This is a genomic window from Winslowiella toletana (assembly GCF_017875465.1).
In the GTDB taxonomy this organism is placed as follows: Bacteria; Pseudomonadota; Gammaproteobacteria; order Enterobacterales; family Enterobacteriaceae; genus Erwinia; species Erwinia toletana.
The window spans coordinates 1,652,733-1,666,378 of record NZ_JAGGMQ010000001.1 but is presented as its reverse complement, the minus strand read 5'-3'; the positions used below and the strand labels follow the sequence as shown (position 1 = coordinate 1,666,378).

Annotated in this window: 11 protein-coding genes; 6 read left to right on the top strand and 5 right to left on the bottom strand. The window is 55.1% G+C overall.

Annotation, left to right across the window (positions count from 1 at the left end):
- Positions 1-33 precede the first annotated feature (33 nt).
- Together dnaG and rpsU are read right to left on the bottom strand one after the other, a co-directional pair.
- Positions 34-1,779, bottom strand: a complete 1,746-nt coding sequence (dnaG, locus tag J2125_RS07745) for a DNA primase (protein ID WP_017801272.1) — start codon at positions 1,777-1,779, stop codon at positions 34-36.
- A 137-nt stretch (positions 1,780-1,916) separates the two neighbouring features.
- Positions 1,917-2,132 (bottom strand): 30S ribosomal protein S21, encoded by a 216-nt coding sequence (rpsU, locus tag J2125_RS07740; RefSeq protein ID WP_001144069.1) that lies wholly within the window; start codon positions 2,130-2,132, stop codon positions 1,917-1,919.
- 305 nt (positions 2,133-2,437) lie between these two features.
- Between rpsU and tsaD the strand changes: the two genes are divergently transcribed.
- Complete coding sequence (tsaD, locus tag J2125_RS07735) at positions 2,438-3,451, top strand: tRNA (adenosine(37)-N6)-threonylcarbamoyltransferase complex transferase subunit TsaD (protein ID WP_017801270.1); 1,014 nt, start codon at positions 2,438-2,440, stop codon at positions 3,449-3,451.
- A 138-nt stretch (positions 3,452-3,589) separates the two neighbouring features.
- Here the strand turns inward: tsaD and plsY are convergent, their stop codons facing one another.
- Positions 3,590-4,204 (bottom strand): glycerol-3-phosphate 1-O-acyltransferase PlsY, encoded by a 615-nt coding sequence (plsY, locus tag J2125_RS07730; RefSeq protein ID WP_017801269.1) that lies wholly within the window; start codon positions 4,202-4,204, stop codon positions 3,590-3,592.
- A 107-nt stretch (positions 4,205-4,311) separates the two neighbouring features.
- Between plsY and folB the strand changes: the two genes are divergently transcribed.
- Both folB and bacA read left to right on the top strand, forming a co-directional pair.
- Positions 4,312-4,671, top strand: coding sequence for a bifunctional dihydroneopterin aldolase/7,8-dihydroneopterin epimerase (folB, locus tag J2125_RS07725; protein WP_017801268.1), 360 nt, complete (start codon positions 4,312-4,314; stop codon positions 4,669-4,671).
- Positions 4,672-4,819: 148 nt separating this feature from the next.
- Complete coding sequence (bacA, locus tag J2125_RS07720) at positions 4,820-5,644, top strand: undecaprenyl-diphosphate phosphatase (RefSeq protein WP_017801267.1); 825 nt, start codon at positions 4,820-4,822, stop codon at positions 5,642-5,644.
- 29 nt (positions 5,645-5,673) lie between these two features.
- On the opposite strand, the gene J2125_RS07715 is transcribed toward bacA, so the two are convergent.
- Entirely contained in the window at positions 5,674-6,894 is a 1,221-nt protein-coding gene (locus J2125_RS07715) for a multifunctional CCA addition/repair protein (RefSeq protein ID WP_017801266.1), read from the bottom strand.
- Between the two features lie 147 nt (positions 6,895-7,041).
- A complete protein-coding gene (locus J2125_RS07710) occupies positions 7,042-7,662 on the bottom strand; it encodes a TIGR04211 family SH3 domain-containing protein (RefSeq protein WP_017801265.1) in 621 nt (206 codons plus the stop codon).
- A 220-nt stretch (positions 7,663-7,882) separates the two neighbouring features.
- Between J2125_RS07710 and J2125_RS07705 the strand changes: the two genes are divergently transcribed.
- From J2125_RS07705 to hldE, 3 genes are all read left to right on the top strand, one after another.
- Complete coding sequence (locus J2125_RS07705; RefSeq protein WP_017801264.1) at positions 7,883-9,208, top strand: CYTH domain-containing protein; 1,326 nt, start codon at positions 7,883-7,885, stop codon at positions 9,206-9,208.
- 58 nt (positions 9,209-9,266) lie between these two features.
- Positions 9,267-12,122 (top strand): bifunctional [glutamate--ammonia ligase]-adenylyl-L-tyrosine phosphorylase/[glutamate--ammonia-ligase] adenylyltransferase, encoded by a 2,856-nt coding sequence (glnE, locus tag J2125_RS07700; RefSeq protein WP_017801263.1) that lies wholly within the window; start codon positions 9,267-9,269, stop codon positions 12,120-12,122.
- Positions 12,123-12,188: 66 nt separating this feature from the next.
- Positions 12,189-13,619, top strand: coding sequence for a bifunctional D-glycero-beta-D-manno-heptose-7-phosphate kinase/D-glycero-beta-D-manno-heptose 1-phosphate adenylyltransferase HldE (gene hldE / locus J2125_RS07695; RefSeq protein ID WP_017801262.1), 1,431 nt, complete (start codon positions 12,189-12,191; stop codon positions 13,617-13,619).
- Positions 13,620-13,646 lie beyond the last annotated feature (27 nt).

Sequence of the window (13,646 nt, the reverse complement as noted above, 5' to 3'; positions counted from 1 at the left end):
GGAGGGCTTTTTCGCCACCCTGATTAAATTTTGTTACTTTCGCGCCAGCGCCTGGTTTAGTGACCACAGCTCGCGGCGCTCTTCGGCATTCAGACCTTTGGTCCGTTCACGCGCGATAAGCTCTTCCTGGCGCTGTTCCAGCGCTGAATCGTACATGCTGGCCAGCGAATCTTTAAACATGGTTTCGACTTCTTCATCTACTACCATGTGGTTCCATGTCGCCAGCGTTTCAAGGTTCTGGCTAAAATTTGTTCCGCGATATAACTCTAGTAGCTGTCCGGTGGTCAGGCCAGGATGAGCAGTGCAAGTATTCACTAACTCAACAAACAGCGGCAGACCTGCCATCTTCGACTGCTCCAGGCCCTGCAACGATGGCACCATCGCCGCAAGCTGCGGATTTTGCACCAGCAGTCCAATAAGTATACGCATGGTGGTGCGTTTTAGCTGTGGCGCCAGATTCGGCGTGGCATTATCAGCTTTTTTCGGTAACAACTTTTCCAGCTGGTTGTCATCGAGAATGCCTAAATTTTTTCCCAGCTCCTGACGCATATAAATGCGTAGCGTTTCGCCCGGGATCTGGCTAATCAGCGGCAGCGCCAGGGTACTGAGTCGCGCACGGCCATCACGCGAAGATAAATCGACCTGCGGCATCAGTGAATCAAACAAGAAGGTGGAGAGCGGTGTTGCCTGCTCCATCCGCGCTTCAAACGCCACTTTGCCTTCCTTACGTACCAGCGTATCCGGGTCTTCGCCGTCCGGCAGGAACATAAAGCGTAGCTGACGACCGTCGGTCATGTAAGGTAATGCCGTCTCTAAAGCACGCCATGCGGCTTCGCGACCGGCACGATCGCCGTCATAACAACAAATTACGTTATCGGTCGAACGAAAAAGAAGTTGAATATGGTCAGCCGTGGTCGATGTGCCCAGCGAAGCCACAGCATAATCAATGCCAAACTGCGCCAGCGCCACCACGTCCATATAACCTTCCACAACCAACAAACGTGCAGGTTCTGGATGGTTTCTGTGCGCTTCATACAGGCCATAAAGCTGTCGGCCTTTGTGAAAAATCTCGGTTTCCGGTGAGTTCAGGTATTTCGGCATGCCATCACCTAATACTCGTCCACCAAAACCGATTACACGTCCGCGTTTATCGTGAATTGGAAACATCACGCGTTCACGAAAACGGTCATAGCTGCGACCTTTATCGTTGGTCACCAGCATGCCAGCATCAATCAGCGACTGACGATTCTCTTCGTCGCGACCAAAGCGTTTTAATACGTTGTCCCAGCCTGGCGGGGCAAAACCAATCGCAAACTGCTTAATGATTTCCGCGCTAAGTCCGCGTTGCGCCAGATAGTCACGGGCCGTCGCCGCGTTATCCTGTGGTAGTGCTTGTTGATAGAAGGTGCTTAAGCCTTCCATTAACTGATACAGGCTTTGGCGCTGATGACGTTCCAGCTGACTTGGGCCACTCCCGGCTTCATACGGCACTTCCAGGCCATATGCAGTGGCAAGCTCTTCAATGCTTTCAACAAATTCCAGACGATCGTAGTTCATCAGGAAATCAATTGCATTGCCGTGTGCGCCACAGCCGAAGCAGTGATAAAACTGTTTTTCACCATTTACAGTGAAAGAGGGGGTTTTCTCATTATGAAAAGGACAGCATGCGTGATAGTTCTTACCTTGCTTCTTTAGCTTTACGCGCGCATCGATAAGATCCACGATGTCCGTGCGAGCCAATAAGTCATTGATAAATACACGTGGAATACGTCCAGCCATAAGCCCCGTTGTTCTGCCTGTGAAAGTGATTCAGCTCATAAACGAGAACAAGCCGCGCATTCCTTTCGGAAAGCACGGCCTCTTAGTGACTCTGTCTGCGCGTAATACGCGGCGGAGGCGTGAACCTCCAGAAGAAATTAGTACAGACGAGTGCGGCGTGCGTTTTCGCGAGCCAGTTTCTTCGCGTGGCGTTTTACTGCAGAAGCTTTAGCGCGCTTACGCTCAGTCGTAGGTTTTTCATAAAACTCACGACGACGAACTTCAGCCAGAACGCCTGCTTTCTCACAAGAACGCTTGAAGCGACGCAGTGCTACGTCGAATGGCTCGTTTTCACGTACTTTAATTACCGGCATGTAACTCTCACCTCGGATAAATTCGGTTTTGCGGCTGACGTCAGTGTCAGCTCATTTCAAAATGGTGCGGAATTTTACTCCAACATACGCTGCGTTGTAAAGCACCATAAACTTATGAAACCAACAGAAGCGCCTGTGCGGCTGCCGGTTAATTTTCAGGGGGCTGATTATACATCAATCAATTTGCTCCCGGGGGAATATTTTGCGCCTTTTGGCGATTAAATAAGCGATCAGCCGTCAAAATAGCCGCAGTCAGAGGGGGGCTTATGCTAAAATGCGCGCCGCGATAATGAGGTAAATAATTGATGCGTGTACTGGGAATTGAAACATCCTGCGATGAAACCGGCATCGCAATTTATGATGATATCAACGGTCTGCTGGCTAACCAGCTGTATAGTCAGGTAAAACTGCATGCGGATTATGGCGGTGTGGTGCCAGAACTGGCCTCGCGCGATCATGTGCGTAAGACCGTGCCGCTGATTCAGGCGGCATTGCAAGAGGCCGGACTGACGGCGCAGGATATCGATGGCGTCGCTTATACCGCAGGCCCTGGTCTGGTCGGCGCGCTGCTGGTCGGCGCGACCATTGGTCGCTCGCTGGCGTTTGCCTGGGGCGTGCCTGCGGTGCCGGTACATCATATGGAAGGTCACTTGCTGGCGCCAATGCTGGAAGATAATCCCCCGGCGTTTCCTTTTGTGGCGCTGCTGGTTTCTGGCGGACACACCCAGCTGATTAGCGTGACCGGCGTGGGTGAATACACCCTGCTGGGCGAATCAGTGGATGATGCCGCTGGTGAAGCCTTCGATAAAACCGCCAAGCTGTTAGGGCTGGATTATCCCGGCGGACCGCTGCTGGCGAAAATGGCGCAGCAGGGACAGGCCGGACGCTTTACCTTTCCACGTCCGATGACCGATCGTCCGGGGATGGATTTCAGCTTCTCGGGGCTGAAAACCTTCGCGGCGAACACCATCCGTGAAAACAGTGCTGATGCGCAGACGCATGCCGATATCGCCCGTGCCTTTGAAGACGCGGTTGTGGATACGCTGGCGATTAAGTGTAAGCGCGCGCTGGAGCATACCGGCTATCAACGGCTGGTGATTGCGGGTGGCGTCAGTGCTAACCGCACGCTGCGCAGTAAACTGGCGGAGATGATGCAGGCGCGGGGCGGCGAAGTATTTTATGCGCGTCCGGAATTCTGTACCGATAACGGTGCGATGATTGCCTATGCTGGCATGGTGCGGTTAAAAGGCGGCACCCGCGGTGAGCTAAGCGTAACCGTGCGACCGCGCTGGCCGCTGGCTGAGTTGCCAGCCATTTGAATTTACCCGTCATACTTCGAGCTGCATCTGTGTTGGCTGCGTTCGCTCACCCGAATCACGTAGTTTGCTACGTTCATCGGGATTCGCGCACTTGCCGCCTTGATGCAGCTCGAATTATTGAGGGCAAATAGTCAGGCATTATGCGGATTTTTTGTTTTTACCCTTCTTTCTCTTCCAGATGCGGGTTTCCTGACCGCGCCACAGACGCTGAATATTGTCATGATGACGTAACAGTATCAGGCAGGAGAGCATCGCCACCGGAAAGGTGAACTGCGGCTTAAACCACCAGACGTAGAAAGGGGCGATCAGCGCGCTGATAATCGCGCCGAGCGAAGAGTAACCGCTGAGCAGCACGGTCAGCAGCCAGGTGCCGGTCATCAGGCCGGTCAAATCCCAGCCGATGGGCGCAATCGCGCCCAGCGCCGTCGCAACCCCTTTACCGCCTTTAAAATGGAAGAACAGCGGGTAGATATGGCCAAGGCAGGCGGCAATGCCGGTCAGGCCAAGGAAAACCGGTGAGACGCCAAGGAAGTAAGCCAGCCATACCGGCAACATTCCCTTCAGTACATCAAACACCAGCACTGCAGCAGCGGCGCCTTTACCACCGATTCGCAGCACATTGGTGGCGCCGGGGTTACCGGAACCGCTAAGGCGAGGATCGGGTAAACCTGCGAGGCGACAAACCAAAATCGCACTGGAAATGGAGCCGCACAGATACGCGAAAATGATCATACCAGGCGCGATTGCACTCATAACAACGTTCCGTTTCGTAAGGGTCGTTTTATTCTCGTCATCTGTGGATAATACGCATAATCAGCCGGAAGTGGTATCCGGCTAACGCAAAAACAGAGAGCGTCATCATGGATATCGTATTTATTGAGCAACTGACCGTCATCACCACTATTGGTGTTTATGACTGGGAACAGACCATTCAGCAGAAGTTAGTGTTCGATGTCGAAATGGCGTGGGATAACCGTAAAGCGGCCGCCAGCGATGATGTTAACGACTGTCTGAGCTACGCCGACGTCTCGGAAGCGATTATCTCCCACGTCGCGAACGGCAAATTTGCGCTGGTGGAACGTGTAGCGGAAGAGGTCGCTTCATTACTGTTGTCGCGTTTCGCTTCGCCTTGGGTGCGGATCAAAGTGAGTAAACCCGGAGCGGTAGCGCAGGCGGCGCAGGTTGGCGTATTAATTGAACGCGGGACTAATCTGAAATAAACCCAATGTGATTGCCATCACAATGAAACCAAACCACATTATGGTGTGTCATAAGCCTGTTCCGTATGTAGCTGGCATATTTTTCTGGCGGTAGCCTGCGCAGCGACCGCCTTTTTCATGGTTTAAAATTTAGGGTAGAGGACATTTGATGGCAGATATTCATCAGCTTTGGGTGGCAGCAATCCTCGGGATTGTTGAGGGGCTTACCGAGTTTCTTCCAGTCTCATCCACCGGTCATATGATCATTGTCGGCCATTTGTTGGGATTTGAAGGGCAGAAAGCTGAAACGTTTGAGGTGGTGATTCAGCTGGGTTCGATTCTTGCGGTAGTGGTGATGTTCTGGCGCCGGTTGTTTGGTCTGATTGGTATTCACTTTGGTGGCAAACCGGTTAAACATGAGGGAACCGGCAAAGGGCATCTGACGCTGATCCATATTCTGCTGGGGATGGCTCCAGCAGTGGTGATTGGTCTGGTGCTGCATGACCAAATCAAATCGCTGTTTAATCCGATTAATGTGATGTATGCACTGGTGGTCGGCGGTGTGCTGCTGCTGGCGGCCGAATTCCTGAAGCCGAAGAAACCTAAGGCGGAAGGGGTTGATGATATTACCTGGCGTCAGGCGTTTATGATTGGTTGCTTCCAGTGTCTGGCGTTATGGCCGGGCTTCTCACGCTCTGGCGCCACCATCTCCGGCGGGATGCTGATGGGGGTCAGCCGCTATGCCGCCTCAGAGTTCTCATTTATTTTGGCGGTGCCGATGATGATGGGCGCGACGGTGCTGGATCTCTATAAGAGCATGGGCTTCCTCACCATGGCTGATATGCCGATGTTTGCCGTCGGTTTTGTCACCGCGTTTATTGTCGCGCTGATCGCCATTAAGGCCTTCCTGCATATCATCAAACGTATTTCGTTTGTGCCATTCGCTATCTATCGCTTTATTCTGGCGGCAGCGGTTTATATGGTGTTTGTCTAGATTTGTTCAGGGGCCAGCGCTGCTGGCCCTTATCCTGCTTTCCACGCCGCTAGCGCCGCCACTCTTCTGCGCGTCAACTCTTCCCGCACTGCCGGGCCTGTAAAGCCTTCTGCAACCACCGCTTTACTGGAAACCGCTAACGCCACCTGAAAAGCTTCACGCAGATAGTCACCCTGCGGATAAGGATTGCTTTCAAAACCGGTGCGTCCACGCGCATCTGCCTCACTGGTCAGAGCGATCTGCTCCACACGCTGCGGTTTGCGCCAGCCATCAATCCGGTCAAATAGCTGGATCAGCGTTTCGGGCGCATGGTTCTGCACGCCATGCACCAGATCGTGAAACTCAGCGACCAGCATTGCCAGGTCGCGCGCTGCGTTCGGCACGCGCAGACGCTGGCACAGTGCAGCCACGATCGGTACACCTGCAGGGCCGTGACCGGGGTGGCTGGGCCATTTCTCCGGCGGCGTCAGCGCCTTGCCAACATCATGACACAGAGTGGCAAAACGGATATCCACTTCCGGGCTGAGCTGGGCGGCAATCGCCAGTGTCATCAGCGTATGTACGCCGGTATCGATTTCCGGATGCCATTTCACCGGCGCCGGTACGCCATACAGATTATCGATTTCCGGGAACAGCACTGCCAGCGCCTGGCAGTCGCGCAGCACCTGGAAATAGACCTGCGGATTGGGTGACTGCAGGGCGTTTTCCGTCTCTTTCCACACCCGCTCGGCGGTCAGTTCGGCCAGTTCACCGCTGGCGGCCATCTGCTGCATTAACAGCATGGTTTCATCGGCAATCCGGAAGCCAAGATGGGCAAAGCGGGCGGCGAAACGCGCCACACGCAGCACACGCAGCGGATCTTCGTTAAAGGCGGCAGAAACATGGCGTAGCAGACGCTGCTCGAGGTCAGCACGGCCACCACAGGGATCGATATATTCGCCATGCTCATCACGAGCAATGGCGTTAATCGTCAGGTCGCGGCGCAGTAAATCCTGCTCAAGCGTTACGTCGGCGGAAAAGTCGGTGACAAAACCGGTGTAGCCTTTGCCTGACTTACGTTCGGTGCGCGCCAGCGCATACTCTTCACGGCTGGCAGGATGCAGAAATACCGGAAAATCACGGCCTACCTGTTGATAACCCTGATCCAGCATGGCTTGCGGCGTGGCGCCGACCACCACCCAGTCTCTGTCTTTGATCGGCAGCTTAAGCAGTCCATCGCGTACCGCGCCACCGACAAGGTAAGTTTTCACTAACAGCTCTCCAGAACGATTTTGTCGCGAAATTCGGGGAATGAAAATCAATTAGCGTAATTGTCGCACAAATGGCGGGAAAATGCGGGCATAACAAAGAGGGCATCAGACAATGCCCTGCAATAACCGGGTTCACAACCGCCGGGTTTAGTTCATCCAGCGATCGTTCTTTTTACGACGTGGGATCATATGCGGCAGCAACAGACCCAGCAGCAGACCGACGCCCGCCACGCCGCCGCCATACATAAACCACTGCATAATAATGGTGCGCTGCTTATCATCCAGCTGCACATTGGCGGCGCTCACTTTCTTCTGCGCCACCACTAACTCATTCTTCAGTTTCTGATTTTCATCTTTCAGCCCGTCGATCACGCTATCACTGGCCGAGACTTTTTTCTGCATATCGGCGGTGCGCTGATTCCAGCTGCCATCAATATTGGCCAGCTTGTCGGTCAGATCTTTCACTTGTTGCTCTAATTCCGGCACCCGGGTGCGCAGGCTCGGTTGCGCGCTCAGCTGCGCCAGCGGGATCCAGGTGGTGCGGCCATTGGCATCGCGAATCTGACCATACTTGCTGCTGTCGTTGGTCTGCAACAGCGTCACTTCTTCGCCTGCATTGACGCTTCCCACCAGGCGGTAATCGTCACTCGGGCCACTGCGAACCCAGGTGGAAAGCTCATCGGAAATGTAACGTTTCTCTTCAGCGTGAGCGGAAAGGGCGACGGTAAAAGTGAGCAAAGTCAGGCCAATAAGCTGTGATTTCTTCATTAGATGTCGTTTTTGCATAATGTCCGGAAAAGTAAGGGCACAGTCTGGAGAGGCTCCGCATAAATCTGAATGAGAACTTTCCTGTTCTCAGCGTGATGCAAATGCGCTCGCGAAAATGTAAGAAAGCCGAGACAGCAGCGGTTTTTCTGCATTACTCTTCACTCTTAACCATTTGCTAAATCTCAGCTGCCTGTGCCAGTGAGTAATTGAATAAGAAATTATGACCATCGAAATCGAACTAAAGTTCATTGTATTGCCGCAAGCGGCAACAAAACTTGCCGCACAACTGGCGGCATGGCCACATCAGCACACCCCGGCGGTGGCGCTGACCAATATCTATTATGAGACGCCAGACAATCAGCTGCGGCGCTGGGATATGGGGCTGCGCATCCGTGGCTTTGGCGAACGTTATGAAATGACGTTAAAAACCGCCGGACAGACTATTGGCGGCCTGCATCAGCGCCCGGAATACAATATCGACTTGCAGCAGCCAGAGCTTGATATCAGCCTGCTGCCGGCTGACATCTGGCCCGCGGGCAGCGATCTGGCTGTGTTGCAGCAACAGCTGCGCGCGCTGTTCAGCACCCATTTCCAGCGCGAGAAATGGCTGGTGAGTTATCAGAACAGTGAAATCGAGGTGGCGTTTGATCAGGGCGATGTCTCGGCAGGGGAGCTGAGCGAACCTTTACATGAGATTGAGCTGGAACTGAAAAGTGGCGAACGAGATGACTTGCTGGCCTTTGCTGCTGAGCTGGCCAAAATGGGCGGTTTACGTCTGGGCAGCCTGAGTAAAGCCGCGCGTGGTTATGCGCTTAAGCAGGGCAAACCGCCGCTGGCGTTACGCCCGGTGCCGGTAATGCGCGTGAAGCGTAAGGCAACGGTAGAAGAGGGGATGCGTGCGGCCTTTATGCTGGCGCTCAGTCAGTGGCAGTACCACGAAGAGCTGTGGCTGCAGGGCCATTCGGCAGCGTTAAGCTCCGTGCAGGAAGCGCTGGAAACCCTGCGTCAGGCATTTTCCCTGTTCGGTACGCTGGTGCCGCGCAAAGCCAGCAGCGATTTGCGGCAGAAACTGACCGCGCTGGAAGAGGCGTTGCTGGAAGAGAATCTGGATGCGCAAAACGTCTGTTTCAGTCCGCTCTGGCTGGATACCCAGTTAGCGCTTACTAACTGGCTGGCAACTGAACGCTGGCGCCAGTTTATCGATGCCAAAGCGGATGCCAGACTGCAAGGCTCCTTTAAGCGCTTTGCCGATATTATGCTGGGGCGTATCGCTGCGGATCTGAAAGAGACCTTTGCCCATGTCCACCATTCTGGCGAATACCAGGATAAAGCGACGCGCCTGATGCGCCAGCTGTTAGCGGTACATTTGTTAGCTGGCGCCTACGACAACGCGGTGGTGAATAGCTGGCTGGGCAGCTGGCAGCAGCTGTTGCAGGCGATTCGCGATGGCCAGGAGAGCTGGCTGGAAGCCCATTGCCGTCAGGCGCTGAAGCAACCGGCATTCTGGATGAACGGCAGCGTAAAAGATCGTCCGGAAAGCGAGTAACGATTAACGGCCACGGGTAGCGTGGCCGATTCTGACAAAACAGGTTCAGGGAGTGTGTATGTTGCCTTTGTTATCACAACCATTGCCCGCATTATTGCTGGAGCAGGCTGCAAACGCCTGCGAACGGCTGGCGCTGCCGTTATCTCAAGCCAGCGTGCAGCAGCAGGCGGTGCTGGCGTTCAGTGATTTCGTCAGTGAAAACGTGGCTCAGCATCCGGAGTGGTGGCAACAGCTGCAACAGGCGACGCCTGAGCCTGACGAGTGGCGACACTATGCTGGCTGGCTGGATCAACAGCTGACAGCCGTCAGTGATGAAACCAGTCTGATGCGCGAACTGCGGCTGTTTCGTCGTCATATGCTGGTGCGAATCGCCTGGATGCAGACGCTGGCGATCAGCAGCACCGAGCAGTCGCTGCAACAGCTCAGCGTGCTGGCGGAAACCCTGATTATCACCGCGCGCGACTGGTTATATCAGGTCTGCTGCAACGATTTTGGCACCCCCTGTAATGCTGCTGGTGAAGCGCAACCGCTGCTGATTTTAGGCATGGGTAAACTGGGCGGTGGCGAGCTGAACTTCTCCTCCGATATTGACCTGATCTTCTCTTATCCGGAAAACGGCAGCACACGCGGTGGGCGCCGTGAGCTGGACAATGCGCAGTTCTTTACCCGTCTTGGCCAGCGACTGATTAAAGTGCTCGATCAACCGACGGTCGATGGTTTTGTCTATCGCGTGGATATGCGTTTGCGTCCGTTTGGCGACAGCGGTCCACTGGTGCTGAGCTTTGCGGCGCTGGAGGACTACTACCAGGAGCAGGGGCGTGACTGGGAGCGCTATGCGATGGTGAAAGCGCGGCTGATGGGCGGCGCAGACGATCGCTGGAGCCAGGAATTGCACCAGATGCTGCGGCCATTTGTTTTTCGTCGCTATATCGATTTCAGCGTGATTCAGTCGCTGCGCAATATGAAAAGTATGATAGCGCGTGAAGTACGACGTCGCGGACTGACCGACAACATTAAACTGGGCGCTGGCGGCATCCGTGAAACCGAATTTATCGTGCAGGTTTTTCAGCTGATTCGTGGTGGACGTGAGCGCTCGCTACAGCTGCGCTCTTTGCTGCCTGTGCTCCGGTCGATTGGTGAACTGAATCTGTTATCGGCTTCGCAGCTTAGCCAGCTGCATGATGGTTACCTGTTTTTACGTCGTGTGGAAAATCTGCTGCAAAGTATCGCCGACGAACAGACCCAAACGTTACCCGCTGATGAGCTGAACCGTACGCGGCTGGCCTGGGCGATGGGCTTTAGCGACTGGCAGGCGCTGCATGCCAGGCTGGATCGGCACATGGCGGCGGTGCGGGCGATTTTTGATGAGTTAATTGGCGATGACACGCCGGACATTGATGAACAGCAGGATGCCGCCGATTACGGCGTGTTGTGGCAGGATACGCTGGATGAAGCCGAACTGGCGCCGCTGGTGCCACATCTGGACGATATCGGCCGCCACAGCCTGCTGCGCGAAATTAATGATTTCCGCAAGGATGTGGATAAACGCACCATCGGGCCGCGTGGCCGTCAGGCGCTGGATCAACTGATGCCGCGTCTGCTCAGTGAAGTCTGTCCGCGCGATGATGCGGCGATTACCCTGAGCCGCCTGACGCCACTGCTGCTTGGCGTGGTGACCCGCAGCACCTATCTGGAGCTGCTGACCGAATTCCACGGCGCGCTGAAGCATCTGATTAGCCTGTGCGCCGCATCGCCGATGCTGGCCAGCCAGCTGGCGCGCCATCCGTTGCTACTGGACGAACTGCTTGATCCCGCCACTCTGTATCAGCCTACAGCTACCGACGCTTATCGCGATGAGTTGCGCCAGTATCTGCTGCGTATCCCGGAAGATGATGAAGAGCAGCAGCTGGAAGCGCTGCGCCAATTTAAGCAGGCACAGCATCTGCGCATTGCGGCGGCGGATATTGCGGAAACGTTGCCGGTAATGAAGGTCAGCGATCATCTCACCTGGCTGGCGGAAGCGATTATCGAATCGGTAGTGCAGCAGGCGTGGAATATGATGGTGCAGCGTTATGGCGCGCCTGCGCATCTGACGCAGGGCGGTGAGCGCGGTTTTGCCGTGGTGGGCTATGGCAAGCTGGGCGGCTGGGAGCTGGGATACAGTTCCGATCTCGACTTAGTGTTTCTGCATGACTGTCCGGTAGATGCGGTGACCATTGGCGAACGCAGTATCGATGGCCGCCAGTTCTATCTGCGTCTGGCGCAACGAATTATGCATCTGTTTAGCACCCGTACTTCGTCCGGTATTCTGTATGAGGTGGATGCGCGTCTGCGTCCGTCTGGCGCGGCGGGTATGCTGGTCAGTACGTTTGACGCTTTTGATGATTATCAGCGCAATGAGGCCTGGACCTGGGAGCATCAGGCGCTGGTGCGCGCCCGGATAGTCTATGGTGAGCCGCAACTTAGCCGCCGTTTTGATGATATCCGGCGCGGTATTCTCTGCCTGCCGCGCGACGCTGAACAGCTGAAAACCGAAGTGCGTGAGATGCGTGAAAAGATGCGTGCCCATCTTGGCAGTAAGCATCGCGGGCGCTGGGATATCAAAGCTGATGCAGGAGGTATCACGGATATTGAATTCATTACGCAATATCTTGTCTTACGTTACGCTTCACAACAGCCGAAGTTAACGCGCTGGTCGGATAATGTGCGCATCCTTGAACTGCTGTCAGCGTACGGCAAGATGGAAGAGGCGGAAGCGAAAGCGCTGACCACCGCTTATGTCACATTGCGTGACGAGCTGCATCATCTGGCATTACAGGCGTTGCCGGGGCATGTTGATGACGAGTTGTTCTCTGAGGCGCGTCAGGAAGTTACCGCCAGCTGGCAGCGCTGGTTTGATCATCCGCAGGGATAGATAGCAGCTAGCGCAATTGTGCTATTATCCCGCGCAATATTTTTTTCGTAGTCTGGAGTGTCAGGAATGAAAGTAACACTGCCCGATTTTAGCCGTGCAGGCGTGCTGGTAGTTGGCGATGTGATGTTGGATCGTTACTGGTATGGCCCAACCAGCCGGATTTCCCCGGAAGCACCGGTGCCGGTCGTTAAAGTGGATAACGTTGAAGAGCGTCCGGGCGGCGCGGCTAACGTGGCAATGAATATTGCGTCGCTGGGAGCCGGGTCGCGACTGGTGGGGCTGACCGGTGTCGATGACGCCGCGCGTGCGCTCAGCGCGACGCTGAATAACGTCAATGTGCAGTGCGATTTTGTCGCGGTGCCGACCCATCCGACCATCACCAAATTACGTATCCTTTCACGTAATCAGCAGCTGATTCGCCTCGATTTTGAAGAGGGCTTTGAGGGTGTTGATCCGCAGCCGATCCATCAGCGTATCAGCGCTGCGTTACCGCATATTGGTGCGCTGGTGCTATCAGATTATGCGAAAGGCGCGCTGGCCAGTGTGGAAACCATGATCAAACTGGCGCGTGCGGCAAATGTGCCGGTGCTGGTCGATCCGAAAGGCACCGACTTTGCCCGCTATCGCGGCGCAACGCTGCTGACGCCGAACTTCTCGGAGTTTGAAGCGGTGGTCGGCAAGTGCAAGGATGAGGCGCAGATTGTTGAGCGCGGCATGCAACTGATTGCGGACTTTGAACTGTCGGCGCTGCTGGTGACGCGTTCAGAAAACGGCATGACCCTGTTGCAGCCGGGCAAAGCGCCGCTGCATCTGCCGACTCAGGCGCAGGAAGTGTTTGATGTTACCGGCGCTGGCGATACGGTAATTGGCGTGCTGGCGGCAACGCTGGCGGCCGGAGATACGCTGGAAGAAGCCTGTTTTATGGCTAATGCGGCTGCGGGCGTGGTGGTTGGTAAGCTGGGTACGTCAACCGTCAGCACCGTGGAGCTGGAAAATGCTATTCGTGCGCGTCCGGAAACCGGGTTTGGCGTGATGGATGAAGCGCAGCTGAAACATGCGGTTGAGCAGGCGCGTAAGCGTGGCGAGAAAGTGGTGATGACCAATGGTTGTTTCGATATTCTGCATGCCGGCCATGTCTCTTACCTCGCGAATGCGCGCAAGCTGGGCGATCGTCTGATCGTGGCGGTAAACAGCGATGCGTCGACCAGACGTCTGAAAGGCGAAAGCCGTCCGGTTAACCCGCTGATCAATCGTATGATCGTGCTGGGTGCGCTGGAAGCGGTGGACTGGGTTATTCCGTTTGAAGAGGATACGCCACAGCGTTTAATCGCTGATGTGTTGCCGGACCTGCTGGTAAAAGGCGGCGACTATAAACCGGAAGATATCGCAGGCAGCAAAGAGGTGTGGGCGAACGGCGGTGAAGTTCGTGTGCTGAACTTTGAGGACGGTATCTCGACCAGTAACATCATCAAAACCATTCGTTCCGGCAAAAGCTGACGTCTGGCAAGGGGACGGGCAAGGCCC